21 protein-coding genes are annotated in these 18,690 nt (G+C 46.9%); 11 read left to right on the forward strand and 10 right to left on the reverse strand.

Annotation, left to right across the window (positions count from 1 at the left end; translation table 11 throughout):
• Positions 1 to 3: 3 nt before the first annotated feature.
• Positions 4 to 1,227, forward strand: a complete 1,224-nt coding sequence (locus QZ209_RS02485; RefSeq protein WP_294344388.1) for an FprA family A-type flavoprotein — start codon at positions 4 to 6, stop codon at positions 1,225 to 1,227.
• A gap of 329 nt (positions 1,228 to 1,556) precedes the next feature.
• Here the strand turns inward: QZ209_RS02485 and QZ209_RS02490 are convergent, their stop codons facing one another.
• The 6 genes from QZ209_RS02490 to dnaA form a co-directional block, all read right to left on the reverse strand.
• Positions 1,557 to 2,090, reverse strand: coding sequence for a class IV adenylate cyclase (locus QZ209_RS02490; RefSeq protein ID WP_294344391.1), 534 nt, complete (start codon positions 2,088 to 2,090; stop codon positions 1,557 to 1,559).
• Between the two features lie 53 nt (positions 2,091 to 2,143).
• Positions 2,144 to 2,896, reverse strand: coding sequence for a site-2 protease family protein (locus QZ209_RS02495; RefSeq protein WP_294344393.1), 753 nt, complete (start codon positions 2,894 to 2,896; stop codon positions 2,144 to 2,146).
• A gap of 320 nt (positions 2,897 to 3,216) precedes the next feature.
• Positions 3,217 to 3,510 (reverse strand): DUF721 domain-containing protein, encoded by a 294-nt coding sequence (locus tag QZ209_RS02500; protein WP_294344394.1) that lies wholly within the window; start codon positions 3,508 to 3,510, stop codon positions 3,217 to 3,219.
• Between the two features lie 15 nt (positions 3,511 to 3,525).
• The gene (locus tag QZ209_RS02505; RefSeq protein WP_294344396.1) at positions 3,526 to 4,641 is read right to left on the reverse strand and encodes a DNA replication/repair protein RecF; all 1,116 of its coding nucleotides are present in this window, start codon (positions 4,639 to 4,641) and stop codon (positions 3,526 to 3,528) included.
• Between the two features lie 16 nt (positions 4,642 to 4,657).
• Positions 4,658 to 5,782 carry a DNA polymerase III subunit beta gene (gene dnaN / locus QZ209_RS02510; protein ID WP_294344397.1) on the reverse strand — a complete coding sequence of 375 codons (1,125 nt, stop codon included), beginning with the start codon at positions 5,780 to 5,782 and terminating at the stop codon, positions 4,658 to 4,660.
• 337 nt (positions 5,783 to 6,119) lie between these two features.
• Positions 6,120 to 7,598, reverse strand: coding sequence for a chromosomal replication initiator protein DnaA (gene dnaA / locus QZ209_RS02515; RefSeq protein ID WP_294344399.1), 1,479 nt, complete (start codon positions 7,596 to 7,598; stop codon positions 6,120 to 6,122).
• 439 nt (positions 7,599 to 8,037) lie between these two features.
• Between dnaA and rpmH the strand changes: the two genes are divergently transcribed.
• From rpmH to rlmD, 7 genes are all read left to right on the forward strand, one after another.
• A complete protein-coding gene (gene rpmH, locus QZ209_RS02520; protein ID WP_110024077.1) occupies positions 8,038 to 8,202 on the forward strand; it encodes a 50S ribosomal protein L34 in 165 nt (54 codons plus the stop codon).
• A 23-nt stretch (positions 8,203 to 8,225) separates the two neighbouring features.
• Positions 8,226 to 8,648: a ribonuclease P protein component gene (locus tag QZ209_RS02525; RefSeq protein ID WP_294344403.1), complete on the forward strand. Its 423-nt coding sequence runs from the start codon at positions 8,226 to 8,228 to the stop codon at positions 8,646 to 8,648.
• Positions 8,649 to 8,713: 65 nt separating this feature from the next.
• The gene (gene yidD / locus QZ209_RS02530) at positions 8,714 to 8,992 is read left to right on the forward strand and encodes a membrane protein insertion efficiency factor YidD (RefSeq protein ID WP_294344404.1); all 279 of its coding nucleotides are present in this window, start codon (positions 8,714 to 8,716) and stop codon (positions 8,990 to 8,992) included.
• Positions 8,985 to 10,748 (forward strand): membrane protein insertase YidC, encoded by a 1,764-nt coding sequence (yidC, locus tag QZ209_RS02535; RefSeq protein ID WP_294344406.1) that lies wholly within the window; start codon positions 8,985 to 8,987, stop codon positions 10,746 to 10,748. The genes yidD and yidC overlap by 8 nt, the downstream gene beginning before the upstream one ends.
• 65 nt (positions 10,749 to 10,813) lie before the next feature.
• A complete protein-coding gene (locus QZ209_RS02540; RefSeq protein ID WP_294344408.1) occupies positions 10,814 to 11,281 on the forward strand; it encodes a hypothetical protein in 468 nt (155 codons plus the stop codon).
• Positions 11,282 to 11,372: 91 nt separating this feature from the next.
• Positions 11,373 to 12,293: an ROK family protein gene (locus QZ209_RS02545; RefSeq protein ID WP_294344411.1), complete on the forward strand. Its 921-nt coding sequence runs from the start codon at positions 11,373 to 11,375 to the stop codon at positions 12,291 to 12,293.
• Positions 12,290 to 13,735, forward strand: a complete 1,446-nt coding sequence (rlmD, locus tag QZ209_RS02550; RefSeq protein ID WP_294344413.1) for a 23S rRNA (uracil(1939)-C(5))-methyltransferase RlmD — start codon at positions 12,290 to 12,292, stop codon at positions 13,733 to 13,735. The genes QZ209_RS02545 and rlmD overlap by 4 nt, the downstream gene beginning before the upstream one ends.
• Positions 13,736 to 13,955: 220 nt before the next feature.
• Here rlmD and purT read toward each other — a convergent pair whose 3' ends face one another.
• The gene (purT, locus tag QZ209_RS02555) at positions 13,956 to 15,128 is read right to left on the reverse strand and encodes a formate-dependent phosphoribosylglycinamide formyltransferase (protein ID WP_294344429.1); all 1,173 of its coding nucleotides are present in this window, start codon (positions 15,126 to 15,128) and stop codon (positions 13,956 to 13,958) included.
• Positions 15,129 to 15,216: 88 nt separating this feature from the next.
• Here purT and QZ209_RS02560 point away from each other — a divergent pair, with 88 nt between their 5' ends.
• From QZ209_RS02560 to QZ209_RS02570, 3 genes are all read left to right on the forward strand, one after another.
• On the forward strand, positions 15,217 to 15,414 hold the full coding sequence (locus tag QZ209_RS02560; protein ID WP_294344417.1) for a hypothetical protein: 198 nt from the start codon (positions 15,217 to 15,219) through the stop codon (positions 15,412 to 15,414).
• A gap of 39 nt (positions 15,415 to 15,453) precedes the next feature.
• Positions 15,454 to 16,227, forward strand: coding sequence for a SagB/ThcOx family dehydrogenase (locus QZ209_RS02565; RefSeq protein WP_294344419.1), 774 nt, complete (start codon positions 15,454 to 15,456; stop codon positions 16,225 to 16,227).
• A 252-nt stretch (positions 16,228 to 16,479) separates the two neighbouring features.
• Positions 16,480 to 17,115 carry a four helix bundle suffix domain-containing protein gene (locus tag QZ209_RS02570; protein ID WP_294344422.1) on the forward strand — a complete coding sequence of 212 codons (636 nt, stop codon included), beginning with the start codon at positions 16,480 to 16,482 and terminating at the stop codon, positions 17,113 to 17,115.
• Positions 17,116 to 17,121: 6 nt separating this feature from the next.
• Here QZ209_RS02570 and QZ209_RS02575 read toward each other — a convergent pair whose 3' ends face one another.
• From QZ209_RS02575 to pgk, 3 genes are all read right to left on the reverse strand, one after another.
• Entirely contained in the window at positions 17,122 to 17,589 is a 468-nt protein-coding gene (locus QZ209_RS02575) for a YkvA family protein (RefSeq protein ID WP_294344423.1), read from the reverse strand.
• A gap of 27 nt (positions 17,590 to 17,616) precedes the next feature.
• Positions 17,617 to 18,453, reverse strand: coding sequence for a rhomboid family intramembrane serine protease (locus QZ209_RS02580; protein WP_294344424.1), 837 nt, complete (start codon positions 18,451 to 18,453; stop codon positions 17,617 to 17,619).
• Between the two features lie 77 nt (positions 18,454 to 18,530).
• On the reverse strand, positions 18,531 to 18,690 hold a 160-nt coding region (gene pgk / locus QZ209_RS02585), incomplete at its 5' end, for a phosphoglycerate kinase (RefSeq protein WP_294344431.1).

Genomic DNA, 18,690 nt, shown 5'->3' on the forward strand with positions numbered 1-18,690 from the left:
ACAATGGTTGATAACAAAATTCTTCCCGTTACCGATGATGTCACATGGATAGGGATACTTGATCCCGGACTTGTCACATTCGATATTGTCATGGAAACCAAGTATGGCACGACTTATAATTCATATTTCATCAACGCAGATAAAAAAGCAGTTGTCGAGACTTCGAAAGCAAAGTTCTGGCCAACGTATCTTGATAAAATAAAGAAAGTTACCAATCCTGAGGATATCGAGTATATCATTGTCGATCACACCGAACCCGATCATTCGGGCAACGTGAAGAACCTGCTTTCCGTCGCTCCCAACGCAACGGTTGTAGGAAGCGCAAACGCAATCAAGTTTCTTCGTGATCTTGTTGGCAACGATTTCAAATCTCTGACCGTAAAAGATGGTGACACACTCGACCTCGGGAACAAGACACTCCGCTTCATTAACGCCGTGAACCTTCACTGGCCCGATGCAATCTATACCTGGCTTGAAGAAGACAAAGTTCTTTTCACCTGTGATTCTTTCGGTTGTCACTACTGCCATGAAGAGATGTACGATGACCTTGCAGGTGATTTCGACGACGCTTTCACCTACTATTTCGATGCAATCCTCAGGCCGTTCAGCAAATACATGCTTCAGGCCATCGATCGCATTTCCGATCTCGATATCGATGTTGTCTGCCCCGGTCACGGACCGATATTGCGCTCGAATTGGAAAAAGTATGTCGATCTTTCAAAAAAGTACGCTCAGAGCGCCATTGCGCTTCCCAATGAGAAAAATATCCTTATCGCATACGTATCAGCATACGAAAACACGACACTCATTGCTGAAAAAATCGCAGAAGGATTGCGTCCACACTGTGATTTCACCATCGATGTCTGCGATATTGAAAACATGCACTTTGCAAAACTCGAAGAAAAAATTGCACACAGTGCCGCGATCATTGTTGGTTCACCGACAATTAATCAGAACATCGTTTCACAGATATACCAGCTTTTTGCTGCCATAAATCCAATCCGTGATCGTGGGAAACTGGCAGCCGCTTTTGGTTCTTACGGCTGGAGCGGTGAAAGCACCAAGATCATTGAAACGAACTTCACCAACTTGAAGCTAAAAGTATTCGACCAGAATATCAGAGTAAAATTCAAACCACATGAAAAAGAGTTTGAAGAGTGCAAAGCATTTGGAAAAGCGTTTGCCGAAACGTTGATCGAAAAGAACAATCTTGTCTGCAATACCTGAAAACTGTTGCAGAAAGCAAGAAAGAGGCTGTCCGATTAGCCCAATATTTTGTTTTTATGTAGCCATTTCCAAACCTGCCCCGTGTAATCAAAACATTTTTTTCACGGGGTAGCGTGTCTTCTCTCTCCATGTCATCCCCGGGCTTGACCCAAGGGTTACTCTTTCGATCAAAGTCAGTATGGATGCCGGATCAAATCCGGCATGACTTTTCAGGGAAATTGGGCACCGATTCGCGGTGATTTCCGAACTGCTATTTCACGGGTGGGCATGGCTTTTTGCGGGTATTGGGTGTTTGCATGGAACACGAGATGTCTTTGGAAGAGGGAGCGTTATGTACCGACTGCAGTGGAAAGCTTTTTTGCCAAAAGATCGACATAGGCACCTTCGACGAGTTGTGACCGATCGATTCCAAACCTCTCCAAAAGCCGATACGCCTCTCTGACCCCGGTCTCGGTCGTTTCGTTTTCCTCAAGAATAACCTCGATTTCAAGAAAATGCCCCAAGTCAGTGACATTATCGAGATGTATACGCGTTCTTCCAGCTATAAACAATAAACGATATTTGTGTACACGACCTGTTTGTCCATAAGACATTGCCAGTAAATCTCTCATGATATCAGGCTGTAAAACAGGTATATGCAGATAAAAAGATTCTTTTGGCCCTTTTGTGTCAGCCCTGCGGTAAAAAATCAACTTCCCTTCCCCGGTTGAAAGTACTCGTAGCTTGAGCCTACCGGTATTGCACGAAAAAAACGTATCGTCCTGTATAAGCTCGAATGGCCCCTGATCGGCAAGAGGTGCTATTTTTGGAATAAAAGCGTCGATACTTGGAATTACAGCTTTGATATCGATGTTTCTTGGCATGTTGTGTTTACGGCAAAAATGGTAAAGATTTTACATCGGTTACACAACGGAGATCAGCTAATGAGTTTCGAAATGTCATGCCACGTTACAAACAGTGAGAGCATGATAAACAATGCTATTCCTGCAAGATTGATGATTTGATGTGTTCCGGCCCCTATTGGTTTGTTCCTCAGAGCTTCAATCAACAACATGAAGAGCTGTCCTCCATCGAGCCCGGGAAAAGGGAGCATATTCATGATACCGAGGCTCAAGCTGAGAAAACCGGTAAATAGCAGAAGATCAACCCAACCGCCACTTGCAGCTTGCCCGGCAAGCACTGTGATACCGACAGGTCCTGAAAGATTTTCCACTCCTGCACTACCAGAGAAGATATTGAGGAAAAGACGAGCGGTTTCCGAAATGACGACCCAGACAGTTTGTATGCTTGTAGCAACAGCACTGAACAACGACATGTTTTCTCCGATCATGAAAGCAGGAACAAATACCGAGAACGCAAATATCACATTGAAGAAGGAGCCTCCCGACATGATGAGTGCGCGTGAGGTACGTGAAGCAGCAAACAGTTTTTTGGCGTGTTCATCCGTCTCGTTCGAGAAACTGACAAATCCCCCGAGTGGCAGGAGTCGTATGGTAAACTCCGTTTCCCGATGTCGAAACAATGTTACTATCCGTGGACTGAACGGAAAACCGATTGAAAATTCATAAACAGGCACACCAGCTCTACGCGCCGCCAGAAAATGACCAAACTCGTGAACCAAAACAACTAGAGAAAGGACAAGAACAAAGGAAACTATTGCAATAAACATAATTGATTGAATATGACTATTGAAAACCACGGTCTACCCATGTGGTTCTTTTTGATGATCATCATAGACGCATCACAAGACCTTTTGCGGGAGACCGCCATCACTTGTAACAAACCTATTGTCAATAATTATATCGTATTACCACACATCAAATACTACAATTTTTCAGCATAATATAAAAACAAACGATCATTGCAGTCCGAATATCAGATATTTTCCATACGGCATCCTGTCTTTTGAGAAACACACCTCGGTCGTTAAGGAATATTCTGAATGAGAAGGTGTATTGATCTGATTGTCATTATAGGTGTATACCAACGCTACTTGAAGACAATGTCTTTCACCATAACCTTTCCTATTGTCTCGTTCAACCTACCGACAATATTTTTTTTCCTAAATGAAAGTTCGTTTCTCCAGGAAGGGTTGAGAACCCGTACGTAAAGAATACCCTTCACAAACTTTTCAACTTTGGTAATCCTTGCGATGGTCTCCCCGACTACGTTATGCCAGACCTTGAGAGCATGATGCTCTTCTTGAGCTCCTTTCATCCCGTAGATCGAATATACCTCATCGACGATATCGTTGAATTTTCTCGGAGATCTTGTTTTTTTCATGGTGAACGGGAAAAATTACGGATCTTGAGCCTCTATCTCTCCAGCTATTTTCCGTATCGAGATGCAGTGAATACCATCGAACTCCTGTTTATCGGTTGCCGTAATGATTGATTGTCCAGAGCCTTTGAGCAATAGAAGCACCTTTTCCACCCTTTTTCTATCGAGCTCACTGAAAAGATCGTCGAGAAGGAACAAAGGACTTTCTCCGGTAACCTCATGGATGAATCTCTGTAAAGCCAGCTTTATTGCTATTAAAAATGTCCGTAACTGGCCTTGTGAAGCATATTTTTTAACCTCTATACCATCGAGTCTAAAAACGATATCGTCTCTGTGAGGACCGAGCAGGGTCTGTTTACGATGCAATTCCTGTGATGTGATCTCTTTAAAACGAAGCATCATGGCCTCGACGATTTCCTTCTCCTTCATATCGGCAATCTGCCTGCTTACAGAAGAACGGTAACTGAGGCCCGGTACTTCGCCAAGGCCGAGTTGTTCGTATACCGACCGACAGTAGATAAGCAAACGTTCTATAAAGTCCAACCGCGCCGATATAATTGATCCGGCAAGAAGCGACAGTCTTTCGGTCCATACATCGAGATTATCGCTGTTGATGGTGCTTTCACCCATAACTGAAAGCAATGTATTTCGTTGCTGTAACACCCGCCTGTACTGCAGCAAATCGTCAAGATAGCGTTTATCTGTTTGTGAAAGTGCATTGTCTATGAAACGCCTTCTCTCCTGCGGAGAACCGTTGACAACGGTCAGCTCCATCGGAGAAAAAGTTATGCATGGAATGCGTCCGACAAGTCCGGAATACTTCTTCAACTCCTCACTGTTGAGAAAGATCTTCTTGTCCGACGCTTTGGCATAGCTGACCTTTACGGCTATTTCAATGTCCCTTTCATCTATAAACCTGCCATGCAACAGAAAATAGTCGGCTGTAAACCTCAAGCATTCCCTGTCGAGGGATTTGTTCAATCCTTTAGCAAGTGCACAATAATGAATTGCTTCAAGAATGTTCGTTTTTCCAGAGCCATTTGGTCCATAGAGCACATTGATTCCATCCGTTGGAGCAAATATCAGATCGGAATGTTTTCTGAAATTGACAAGCTTTATTTCTTGTAAACGCAAAGATCGTTCAGGTATGTCAATTATTGATTCTCACAGGCATGACCAAAATAATCAAACGATCATCATCTTTTTCTTTTTCCGGTTTCAGGATAACAGCGGTTGTCGGGCTGCTCAATTCTACAACGACGTTGTCTTCATCGATATGTCCCAGAGCCGCTTCTATGAATTTCGCGTTGAAACCTATGTCTATAGGCTCATTGTCATAGGTGCAGGAAAGGTTTTCCTGCGCTGATTCTCCCTCGTTTATGTTTTCGGCCGAAAGCTGTAAGGAAGCTGGAGAAATGGAAAAACGTATATCGCCTATGCTTGAGAATCTCCCGACTCTTTTGACAGAATCATAGAAAAGAGATCTTTCAATGGTTAGCTTTCTATCATTTTCAAGAGGAATGACCGCCTCATAATTCGGGTACTGCTCGACAATCAATGCTGCATCGAGAACCAGACCGTCCATGGAAAAACGAATGGATTTGTTCGACGAATCGATAGATATGGTAACTGAACCTTCACCGATAAGCTTCTGTAGAACTGATAATACTCTAGCAGGTATAACAACTTTTTGCTTTTCCTGTTGAGAAACCTCACATGACTTTTTGAATCGTACCAAACGATGACCGTCTGTCGAGACTGCTGTCAGACTGTTGTTCTCGATTTCGAAAAGAACACCCATCATTGCCGGTCTCATACCGTCGATACTGCATGCAAAAATTGTTTTGTGTATGAGATTGAGTATATCTTCAGAAGGAAGGCCGAATTCAATGTCAAAGGTTTTATCCTGCTTTTCCGCTTTGCTTTCAAACGTGCATGGAATTTTATAACGCCCTTTGTCTGTCGCGATATTGACAATCCCCTGTTCACTCATTTGTTGACGTTCGACTTCGAAACCGACCTCGGTATCGTACATGCTTCTCAAAAAATCGAGGATGGTTCGAGCTTTGATTCCCAAATTTCCTTGATCGGTCGATTCTACATCCGTCGATGCCGTTATGGACATTTCACCATCCGTCGCGAAAAGTGTAAGGCTCTGGTTTTCAAGTGTGATGTGCAAGTTCTCATATCTGGGATCGAGAACCTTGTTGGGAATTGCTTGTGTCACCTTGTTTACAGCATCCTGGAAGTGCTTGATTGAGGTCGAAAATTTCATTGTCTACTCTATTTATTTATTAAGTAATTAAATGTTGTTGTTGTTGTTGAGTGTGTGGAATTCTTGATTATTCAGACAAAAAAAGTATAAGTATATATTTTATAATATTTTATTTGGTTTGTTCAGATGTTGGGGTGTGTTGATAATATGTTGATGGTTGTGTCCTCTTATACACACCCGTTCGAATTTACACTGTTTTGTCTGCTCCCGATGTTGATAAGTGCGCACGCTTCTGCTTGGTGATTCACAAATTGTTGACAGGTTATGCACATCGGTGATGTTTGCCTTGAAAAACTATAGCATCGGCAATATACTATGGGGTTGAGAGGGGTCGTTATCATATCGACATAATCTCGATACGTTTTTTCAGTTCCTCAACCTGACTTCTCATTTCTGTGGAATTCTCCACTTTTTTATGAATGGTGTTGTAGCCGTGAATTACCGTTGAATGATCTCTTCCTCCGAAATGGAGCCCTATGGTTTTCAAAGATGAGTCTGTGAGTTCTTTGCTGAGATACATCGCTATCTGGCGTCCGGTTGCAATTTCTTTTTTCTTCGATTTGCCTTTCAAGTCGTTGGGAGTGATGGAAAAATAGGAGCAAATCGCTTTTTCAATGGTTTCCAGACTCAACTGCTTGGACTGAATTCTGATAATGTCCTTGAGCGTTGTTTTGGTGAACGAAAGGTCGATTTCCTTGTTGAACAAAGAGTGTGCTGCCAGGAGCTTGACAATACACCCTTCGAGCTCCCTGACGTTTTGCGTGACGTTGGTTGCGATGAACTCTATGACATTTGCATCGAATGTCACGCCGTTTTGTTCCAGCTTGCTTTGAATGATCGCTTTTCTCGTTTCATAGTCAGGAGGCTGAATGTCAGCCGACAATCCCCAATTGAACCGGGAAATAAGCCGGTCTTCAATGCCTCTTATTTCTTTTATAGGTCTATCCGATGAGAGAATGATCTGTTTGTTCGACTGATGAAGGGTGTTGAAAATGTGAAAGATTTCCTCCTGCGTTTTTTCTTTTCCTGCAAAGAACTGAATATCGTCGATGATGAGAACATCAACTTTTCTGTAAAAGGCGGAAAATTCCTGAATGTTGCCGTTTTGAATGGCATTGACGAAATCGATGGCAAATTTCTCGCTCGAGACATACAGGACGTATTCGGAGATGCTTTTTTCACGGACATGATTGCCGATAGCTTGAGTCATGTGCGTTTTACCGAGTCCAACTCCTCCATAAATGACGAGAGGATTGAAGGCGTTTTGCCCGGGATTTTGGGATACCGATTTCGATGCAGCGAACGCCAGGGAGTTACAGTCACCTCGAATAAGAGTGTCGAATGTGTATTTTGGATTGAGATGGCTTTCAAATTTTGTCCGGTAGCGTTCAAGGAAATCTCTGTCGGAAGACAACTCGACCGTTGCAGAACAGCCGTTTTCGGCAGGGTCGGTTTTGGGTATATTCTGATGGGGGAGTTCGATGGTGACCGGGTTGTTCTGTGACCTGTCCATAACGATCGAATACATCAATCGCCCTTCGGAACCGAGAATATCCTTCAGAGCCTGTTTCAGCTGTGTTGAGTAATTTTCTTCAATCCATTCGTAGAAAAACTGGCTTGGAACTTCAATAGTCAGTTCATTGTCCGAAAAGTGTAGGGGAGAGATCGGGGTGAACCATGTTTTAAATGCCTGGCTGTTGAGTTTATCTTTCAGTATATCGAGGCAGGCATCCCATACTTTTTGTGCTGCATTGGCTTCTGTACCATTACTGTGTGATTGCTTATCAAGTAGAACCTTACTTTGTTGGGCTGGCATGAAATCGTGACATTTGAGATGTGGATAAGCTCTTCCATTGACGAATAATCAACATTTGTTGTTCATAAATTACATTTTTCAGTGGACAAAAAACAATTCGCGAAAGGAAAAGTTCTTGTTCCGTGTGACATAGTTGTAACAAAGGTTGTCCACAGGTTAAGTTGTTTTTTTGTTTGTTTTTATGGTTTTGTGTTCTTTTGGTTGTCAACATCTGTGGATTGTTTTTGTTGTCAGGTTTTTTGGGGCTTTCGTCGGGTGAAGTTTTTTTATCAACAAGTTGTCAACATTGTGGGTATCTCCTCTTCGGAGGGATGTTGACAGCCGGTGTCGCTTATGCGAAAAGCTGTTTTACCCGGTTGGATTTCAAAAATGATTATGCTAAATTCAATGCCTTGTATTTTTTGAATCGATCTATGAGAACAATGAAGAGTGTTTTATCATGAAAAGAACATTTCAGCCGCATAACAGAAAGAGAAGAAACAAGCATGGTTTCCGCCAGCGCATGGCGACAAAAAACGGCCGTAGAATCATCGCTTCACGAAGAGCGAAAGGGCGTCATTCGCTAAGTGTCAGCAGTGACATGGGATCTCGCAAAAAAGGATAGATCACTAACTGTTCCGTGATATTGTGAACTTTGTCCATGCTCACTCGTTAAAAAAGTATGAAATTCTCAGGGGGCGATCTTCTGTGTCGAAGCTTTTTCGTTCCGCCCGAAGTTACAGAGGAAATTTCATAAAAGTGCTGTTTGCCCCGCTCGAGATGACTTGGAGAGGACATCGGTCACTACCCAAAGTTCTTTTTATCGTTGGCAGGAAAATAAAACCCGATGCTGTTGATCGTAACAGGATAAAGCGTTTGATGAAAGAGGCCTACAGGCATGAAAAAGCACTTGCAATCGAATGTGCTGGAAAATATGCCGGGAACGGAGAGAGGATACTCTGTATCGCATTCATGTACGTCGGGCGAAAAAAAAATTCTCCGTCATTGGAAAATTTCAGAAAAGAGATTAGAGCATTGCTTGAAGGCATTAACAGTATGGCTCCCGGTTGAGCCGTCAATAATGCCTGAAAGGTTGTTGATTCAGGCAAAAGAGATTTTATAGCAAAAGAGCAATCATGGAACTCAATGCTTTCTGGAAAATTATAAACCAGGTGCCGATTCTTCTAATCAAGTTTTACCGGTCGTATATCTCTCCCCTTTTAGGTCCATCCTGTCGATTTTATCCTACCTGTTCACATTATGCTCTCGAGGCGTTCAGGACTCATAATTTCTTTTATGCGCTGTTGCTGACTGTATGGCGGGTGGTTCGCTGCAATCCTTTTTCCAAAGGGGGATATGATCCAGTACCATTGTCCGGTGAAAAATTAAAATCAAAAGAAAGAGATAATGGATAGAAATTCTGTAATAGGACTTTTGCTGATAGGTTTGATCATGATTGTCTGGATGCAGTTCATGGCTCCGGAAAGAAAAACCGCTCCAGACATGGCGGTGAGTGATGTGGCCGTGGTTGATGAAGCAGGTAATGACAATAACAGGTCATCGTCGGTCACGCAGGATAACGGGAGTACCGATGCTTTCGGGGAGTTTGCCGCGGTGGCCGAAGGTGAGGAAAAAACCATCACCGTTGACAACGAACTTTTCACAGCGGTGTTTTCCTCACGGGGAGCTACTCTGAAGTCAATGGTGTTGAAAGGCCATCTCAATTCGGACAGGGAGCTTTTCGACCTGGTGAAAAATGCCGATAGCGGTGCACTGTCACTTTTTTTTCAGACTCGTGACGGTAAGAAAATCGATACAAGAGACCTTTATTTTACAGCGTCTGACAACAATAGCGAAGTGATCTTGGAAGGAGACCAGTCCTATTCGCTGACGTACAGGCTCGATATCTCCCCTGAGAGAAGCATAACCATTGCCTATACTTTTACCGGTGACGACTATGCTATAGGCTATGATGTTCAGATGTCAGGCTTCGAGGGTCAGTTGCCCGGTAACGAATTTCAGCTTGAATGGGATGGCGGGCTGATCCATTCCGAGAAAAATCACGATGACGAGATGCAGAACTCGTGGGCATCGGCGTATATGGGTGGTAGTCTCCTCAAACTCGATGCGAGTGATTCTTCGAAAAACTATCGAGAAGAACAGTCCGGAGTGGCGACATGGATAGCCGTAAGAACAAAATATTTTGTGGCTGCAATGATTCCTTCGTCACCAACAGAAGGAGTGTATTTGAGCGGGAATCATAAGGCGGGAGAAAAGTTTGAGAATTATACGGCAGCACTGAAGTTCTCACTTCCGGCCGGCGAGAAAATCTATAAAGAATCGCTGGTGCTCTATGTCGGGCCGATCGATTACAATGTGTTGCACTCATTGGACGTGAATCTCGAAAAGATCATGGATTTCGGCTGGGACTGGTTGACCAGGCCGTTTGCGGAGTACATTATTCTGCCGATCTTCAACCTTCTCAACCAGTTCATCAGCAATTACGGTCTCATCATCATCATTTTTGCGCTGCTGATCAAACTGGTCACCTATCCGCTGACCATGGCATCTACCAAATCGATGAAAAAAATGGCTGCCCTTCAGCCGATGATGAAAGAGCTGCAGGAAAAGTACAAGGACAATCCTGGAAAAATGCAGAGTGAACTGGGCAGGATATACAAAGAGGCCGGGGTTAATCCGTTAGGTGGGTGTCTTCCGGTACTGCTGCAGATGCCCCTGCTTTTTGCAATGTTCTACGTGTTCCGTTCGTCCATAGAACTGCGCCAGCAGCCATTCCTTTGGGCTAACGATCTTTCAGTGCCGGACTCTATTCTCGATTTGGGATTCAGTATTCCGCTGTATGGGGATCATATCGCTTTATTTCCGATCCTCATGGGTGGGGCGGTCTATCTGCAGCAGAAGATAACCCCGACGACACAGACCAATGAGCAGATGAAGATCATGATGTACATATTCCCGGTCATGATGCTGCTCTTTTTCAACAACCTTCCTGCAGGACTGGGGCTCTACTATCTGATGTTCAACGTGTTCAGTATCATCCAGACCTATTACATCAATAAGACATCTTCTACGGATGATCTCCCGGAAATAGCTCCAGCCAAACCGGTTCAAAAGCAGCCGAAAAAGAAAAAGGGAGGTAAAAAACGTTAAGCATGTAATCTGTTGTCCCGGCACCATACTCTGCCGGGGCATAAAACAAACGTATCTGCAGCAGGATGATACAGCTCTCAACGGAGTACTTTGCGGTACTGTCAAGCAGGCTGATATTCTCTGCAATTGCCATACTTTTCACCGCGATGATCATCATGTTTCGCAGAGGTTGGGACGGTATGGCAATTCTTTTTCTTGTTCTCACTGCCACCGTTGTTTCTGAATTGATGTTTTCAACGCTGGTCCGATCGCTGCCGCCGGATATCGGTTTGTCATGCTCCTATGGTACTGCGGCATATCCAGCAGCAGCGGTCATCGTCTATATTTTTTTCAGCCGGGGCACTATGGCTGAAAAGTTGTTCACTGCTCTTTTTCTGCTTTCAGCCGTGCTGTTTACCATTTCGGGAATGTTTGCCGGGTTGTATTCTTCCGGTACAGCCGCCGTAGGTGTTCTCGTCGGAATGGTTACTTCGGTAATGGTGTACACTGTTGTGGTTTCGTTGGTGAAATACTATCTCGGGCGGTGCAGGTGATGCCGGTGCAACGGCATAAACCGTCAGTGGCAGGGGATTTTTCGGTCTGAAAAGCGAATTATAACGCAATGTGACACATTGGGGTTGCAAGATGGCACTATACTGGGGTATAGATCTCGGGGGAACAAAAATAGAGGGCGCTGTCCTCGATGAAAACAAGAAACCTCTTGTTCGTCTGAGGATTCCAACGGAAGCTTCCGGAGGGTACCGCCATATACTATCACGAGTGCAGAAGCTTCTGCAGATGATGGCCGATGAGTACGGTTTTACGTTGCCTTCAGTTGTAGGAATTGGTACTCCCGGCCGGATTGACGTGAACACCGGCCTTTTGAAAAATTCAAACACGGTATGTCTCAACGGTAAACCGGTGCTGGTCGATTTTCAAAAGCTGCTTCAGGCAGAGGTGATGATCGAAAATGATGCCAACTCGTTTGCGCTTGCGGAATCTCTCTTCGGCGCAGGAAGAAAAACAATGCATCGGGGGACGGGAGTCGCTTTCGGAATTATTCTCGGTACCGGAGTGGGGGGAGGAATTGTCTGCGGTGAAACGGTTGTTCACGGAGCGCATGGAATTGCAGGAGAGTGGGGGCATAACGAACTTTTGCCGGATGGGGAATTGTGCTACTGCGGGAGAAAAGGGTGTGTGGAAACCGTATTGTCTGGGCCGGCACTCGAGCGGTTCTATACCATTCGGTCGGGAGGGATGTGGAAATCCCTCAAAGAGATTGCAGCGACTGCCGAAGCTGATCAGGCTGCCGGGGAAACGATCGAACGTTTGCTGAAAGGGTTCGGTAAAGCGGTCGCCCAGGTAATCAATATCCTCGATCCCCATATCATTATTGTCGGGGGAGGTGTGAGCAACGTCGAAGCACTCTACTCGCCTGTTGCCCGGTGTGAAATTGAAAAACATCTGTTCAACGGTACACTCGATGTTCCGGTTGTGCGTCCGCAGCTCGGAGACAGCGCCGGTGTTATCGGTGCGGCCTTGTTAACTGTAGGAAAATCTCGATGAAAGAAAAAAGTTTGAAAGATTTGTATAGGAAAGGAGAGACGGTTGAGCTGACAATCTCCGATATAGCGGAAAAGGACCACTGTTTCGGGAGGCTTGAAAACGGTACCGCTGCCCTTGTAAAGGGAATGCTGGCAGTTGGAGACAGGGTTAGGGCAACCATAACCAAAATCAGGCCTACCTATATCGAGGCCGTGCTTGACAGGATTTTGTCTCCTTCGGCTGACAGGGTCGAACCGGAATGTCCGGTTTTCGGTGTTTGCGGGGGATGTAAGTGGATGCATGTGAGTTATGACGCTCAGCTCCGCTACAAACAAAAGAAAGTACATGATGCTCTCCTTCACATCGGTGGTATGGAGGAGGTTCCGGTCAACCCTGTCCTGCCTGCACCTGGTATCATGCATTACCGGAACAAGGTTGAATTTTCCTGTTCCAGCAAGCGGTATCTGATGCCGGAGGAATTGAAAATGGACGTTCTTGAAAAGCCAAAAGATTTTGCGCTTGGATTCCATGCGCCGGGAAATTTTGAAAAGGTTCTCGAGATAGACCGCTGCTATCTTGCCAAGGAATGTATGAACAATGCACTTCTGGCTACCAGAGAGTTTGCGCAAGAGTACGGTCTGGAACCCCATGCAGTAAGGGAACATAAGGGTTTTTTGAGAAATCTTATGCTGCGCTACAGCGAAGAACGGAACGTACTGATGGTCAACCTCGTGACTTCATGGTACGATGCCGGTCTCATGGAAGCGTACCGCGATCGTCTTCTGTCCTCGATGCCGCAACAACCGATGACTGTCGTCAACAATGTCACGTCACGGAAAAATACGGTTGCGGTCGGTGAGAAAGAGTATGTCATTTACGGTGACGGAGTTGTCCAGGAGCGTCTGGGCGATCTGCACTTCCGGATATCCGCCAACTCTTTTTTCCAGACAAACACAAAGCAGGCAGAAACCCTCTATGATGGCATCGTGAATATGGCCGGGCTGAGGGAAGATGATACGGTCTATGATCTGTATTGCGGAACCGGAACCATTACACTCTACCTTGCCGGGCGCTGCCGCCGGGCGATCGGTCTGGAAATCGTGGAAAGCTCACTGGCAGATGCCGCGGAGAACGCTTCGCGAAACGGTATCACCAACGCCTCGTTTTATGGGTTGGATCTGAAGAATTTTCATTCCGTACTCGGCACGCTGGAGGAGTTTGGGTTACCAAGGGTGATTGTCACGGATCCACCAAGGGCGGGTATGCACCCGAAAGCGCTGAAGGCCATGATTCGGCTCCAGCCCGAGACAATCGTCTATGTGAGCTGCAACCCTGCCAACCTTGCGCGCGATGCAAAAGAGATCAACGCTTCGGGCTACCGGCTCGAAGAGGTACAACCGGTCGATATGTTCCCGCATACGAGTCATATCGAGACACTGGCGTGCTTCAGAAGAACAGTGTAAGGATTGTTGACTCGTTGATTTGTTGAACTGTTGGTCTGAACGCTCTCGGAAAAACCGTCGCGAGAAGTTCCGGGAGCAAGGCGAACGGAGTGCAGGAACCGGAGTGTACAAATAGTACATGAGGATTCCGAGCACCGCTCAACGCAGCTATCGAATCTCTTAGCAGGTTGTTCCGGGAGTGTAAACGGAAGGTAAAGGTCAAAAGTAAAAAGCATTCCTTTCATTTCTCGCAGATGACGTTTACTTTAGCGGCGCTTGTGATCGCTTTCTTTTTGATGTCTTCGACATCGCTTTCAGGATCGCCGGAGGCAAGGGCTACGCCCATTCGCCGGTAAGGACGGGATGAAGGCTTGCCGAAAATGCGGATATCTGTCCCCGGCAGGGTGAGAGCTTCTTCCAGACCGCTGAAACGGGGCGTGCTTCCCTCCCTCGTTGCCAGGATGACCGCACTGGCCCCGGGACGCATCAGGGAAATCTCCGGTATAGGCAATCCCAGGATCGTCCTGGCGTGCAGTTCGAATTCCGAAAGGTTCTGGGTTCCGACGAGAGTCACCATACCGGTGTCGTGTGGACGCGGAGAAAGTTCCGAGAAATAAAGGCCTTCATCGGAAAGAAAAAACTCGACCCCCCAGATACCGGCTCCGCCGAGAGATCGGGTGACCTTTTCAGCCATTTCCTGCGCCTCCAGCAACAGCGTTTCGCTCATACGGCAGGGCTGCCAGCTTTCCTGATAATCGCCTCGTTCCTGTCGATGTCCTATAGGAGGGCAGAAAAGCGTTGGTCCGTTTTTTTGTGTTACGGTCAGGAGTGTGATTTCGGTATCGAACGGAATGAACGATTCAACGATCACTTCTGCGATATCCCCCCGCTTCGCGCTTTGCGAATAGCTCCATGCCTTCTCGATATCCGATGTGTTTCTGATGATTGACTGTCCCTTGCCAGAGGAACTCATCAGGGGCTTGATTACGGCGGGCAGGCCGATATTCTCTACGGCTGCTGTCAGTTCTTCCAGTGAAGCGGCGTAACGGTACCGTGCTGTTCTCAGGCCGAGTTCAGCCGCCGCCAGATCGCGAATGGCTTTGCGATTCATGGTAAAGTTTGCAGCGCGTGCCGACGGAACCACCTGAATGCCCCGTTTCTCATACGCATAGAATCGTTCAGTGCGGATGGCCTCGATCTCCGGTACAACGATATCCGGCTTGTGCTTCACAACCAGAGCATCGAGGGCGTTGCCGTCGAGCATGTCGATAACCTCCCGTTCATCGGCCACCTGCTGTGCTGGCGCATCGCTGTAACTATCTACCGCTACCACGTATTGTCCGAGCCGTTTAACGGCGATAACGAACTCTTTTCCCAACTCCCCGCTGCCAAGCAGCATGATTTTTTTCGGCATGTTCATGGCGATATACTGATATGAACGGTTGACAAGACAGACGCTCCGATACCCGCAGCGCTACGAAATATACGACACCGGTTCGGAGATGAAAAGGATCTCTACGGTAGGCTGGTTTGCCTTGAAAGGAATTATTGATTCTGGCGGCCCGTTGAAAAGGAAAAAGATCGGATCAAGCAGGGAAAACATTCAGTTGTCAGTATACGTCCGTTGGCCGGGATCGAGGCAGATATCATGGCAGCCTTCACATCCCGGCGGTTCTTCAATAGCCTTGCATGTCTGCTGACGCTGCATGGAAATCATTCATAAGAACCCGAAATGAACTATGGATTCTGGTAATAAACCGAGCAAAAAGCTTGAGCAGTATCGCTACTTCCTCAAAGACAGCATCCGTCAAACGATCGATTTCACCCGAACCGCGCAAAGCCGCCGCTTGCCTGCGCCTCCCTTGCAAAAGCCATGTCCTGAAGACGCGGTTAGGATCGATCTGCCCAACGGCCAGCGTTCATTGAAGAAATGCTGCTCGATGACGGTGGGGGATGCAATCGCCGGACGGGAAAGCATGCGCTTTTACACAGATGAATCCCTCGACCTCGATGAACTGTCCGCCCTGCTCTGGGCGACACAGGGTATACGCCATGTGCTGAGCGAAGAGTGCGCCTTGCGAACCGTTCCGTCAGCAGGGGCTCGGCATTCTTTCGAAACATATGTTGCAGCGAGCAATGTAGAAGAATTGCCTGCCGGACTCTATCGCTACCTGCCTTTGGACCATCAGCTGCTGCAGCTTTTTCTCGATGAGAAGATAGGCGACAAGGCCTCATGGGCCTGCATGGCGCAGCGCTTCGTCGCCGGTGCCGCTCTAACCTTTTTCTGGACGACTATTCCTGCACGCATGGAGTGGCGTTATGACCTAGCGGCCCACAAGGTGATCGCCCTCGACGCCGGGCACGTCTGCCAGAACCTCTACCTCGCCTGCACCGCCCTCGGCGCGGGCACCTGTGCCATAGCCGCCTATGATCAAGCCGAATGCGACCGTCTGCTCGGGGTTGATGGGGAGGAGGAGTTTACAGTGTATATCGCACCGGTAGGGAAGGTATGAGGGTACCGCTATACATTTGCTGCGCAACATGATTTCTTCGTTGTGCAGTGCTCAAAATCCTCATGAACTTATTGTAACACTCCGGTTTCTGCGCTCCGTCCGCCTCGTACTCAAGGCGCTCGCGACAATGTATAGCGGTAACTTTTTCAGTGAATCACTCCAATATAGAGCACCGGAATCAATTGAATTATATTTGCATGTTTATACATCGTATAATACTGTATAAATATCTTCTATATAAAATGTCTTGTCATGTCCAATCTGATCCCTCAACATGGCGGCTATCGAAGATTGAAAAGTTTTCAGATGGCGCAACTTGTCTATGATGTTACGGTTCGTTTTGTTGAGCGTTACATCGATAGGTACAGCCGGACGAAGGATCAGATGGTGCAGGCGGCACGGAGTGGTGTACAGAATATTGCCGAGGGATCACAGGCTTCGGCGACATCGAAAAAGACCGAGCTGAAACTGACCCAGGCTCGGGCGAGTCTTGAAGAACTGAAACTGGACTACGAGGATTTTTTGCGTCAACGGGGCTACATGATTTGGGGAAAAGAAATCCCCCTCCGTCAGGAGTTGGTAGACAGACGATGCCGAACTGCCGATGAGGTGGCGAGCTGGGTGAAGGAGATGGCTGGAAGTGGACGGAATGGACTTGGTGGACAGGGAAAAAATGGACAAAAGGTGTCCACAGGGTCCACTCCGTCCACGTTGTCTACAAAAGATTATTCTGAGCTTTCAGCTAATGCAGCACTGGTTTTGATAGCGGTAGCGTGTTCACTGCTCGACCGTCAGGTTGAGCGGCTGGCGAAGGATTTTGAAAACGAGGGAGGTTTTACCGAGCGTTTGTACAGGGTGCGAAGCATCAGAAGGAAGGGACTTCAGTAGTCATTTTCACGCTTCGGGTTTTTCTCCGCCTTTCACTTCTTCGAAATCCGCTTCGACGGCATGGGTGACCGGGGCTTCTTCCTGAACGACTTCGCCTTCCCATTCGATGAACTTGTCCAAGTCGCGGTTGATCGACGCAAGGACGGCGGTGAGAACGGCGACATCGTCTGCGAAACCGAGAAGCGGGATGAAATCGAAGATGGCGTCGAACGGTGTGACGAAGTAAATGATCGCCGTAAAGGCAAGTATGATCGTTTGCCAGGGGATGACGCTGTACTCTTTGTTGAGCCAGCTTTTCAGCATGCGCAGCATCGCCTGAAGCTTGTCGGTGATTTCCTGAAACTGCGATGAAGCTTTGGCCGCGTTCGCCTTGTTGAGCGCAGAGTCTATGATTTGCTTCACTTTTTCAGGATTGCGCGCGACGTTTTCCGCTTTCTTTTTCGCCCGCTCGAATGCTTTTTCCCTTGCGTTCATCCTCGATTTCCTCTTTTCGGCTACTGCTTACTTACTGCCTGCTTTCAATAACTTCCTTTTTTCTTCCTCGGTCAAAGACTCGTATCCTTGGCGGGATATTTTATCCAGAATCGCGTCGATTTCCTCTTCGCTGACCTGCAGGCCGGTTTCTTCCCTGTCTTTTTTATAAAGCTTGGGGCCACTGCGTTCGTCCTGTTTGGGAAAGGTTTTGTCCAGCCAGTCGGAGAATGAAAAACCCTGCTGCCGGAACTTGATGTAAGCGAAGCCGACCACCATGCCTCCGAGGTGGGCGAAATGAGCGATATTGCTGCCGCTGCCCATACCTGCATTGTTGATGCCCATCAGCAGTTCGAGCGCTGCGTACCCTGCTATGAAATATTTTGCCTTGATCGGGAACAGAAAGTAGAGAAAGATGTAACGGTCGGGAAACATCATACCGAATGCGAGCAGAATGCCGAACACCGCACCGGAAGCTCCAACTGTCGGATACGGACTGCCGATGGTCGTCAGCAGATTGATCAGGGCTGCCCCGATACCGCATATGAAGTAATAAGTGGTGAACTCTTTCGTTCCCCAGTAGTTTGCTATCTCCGTTCCGAATAGCCAGAGTGCAAACATATTGAAAAAAATATGGGGAAATCCTGGTCCGTGCATGAACATGTAGGTGACGAGCTGCCATATCTGGAAATTATACTCACCCGATGAAGCTATCGGCCACAGTGGGCCGAAGAATTGCACCAAGGGACTAATAGGAGAGAAATACTGTATGAAAAAGACCAGAATATTGGCAATGATGAGTGTTTTAATTGCCGGGGGCATTACCTGAAATCCGCCCGGGCTATATGGTTGGTTATAATTGTTCATTCAGTACAAGTTCAACTCTTTGTTTTCATGTTTTCTCTTACAAGGGGGGTGCAGCTGATCCTAATGTCAGCGAACTGTTAATCGTTCAGCGCTGCGATGCCGGGAAGAACTTTTCCTTCCAGGAACTCGAGACTCGCACCCCCGCCGGTTGATATATGGGTAATACCGGATGCAAGCCCCGCTTTCATGACCGCGGCAGCGGAATCGCCACCTCCGACGATGGAGATGGTGCCTTTT

It is taken from the genome of Prosthecochloris sp. (genome assembly GCA_015482705.2).
In the GTDB taxonomy this organism is placed as follows: domain Bacteria; phylum Bacteroidota; class Chlorobiia; order Chlorobiales; family Chlorobiaceae; genus Prosthecochloris.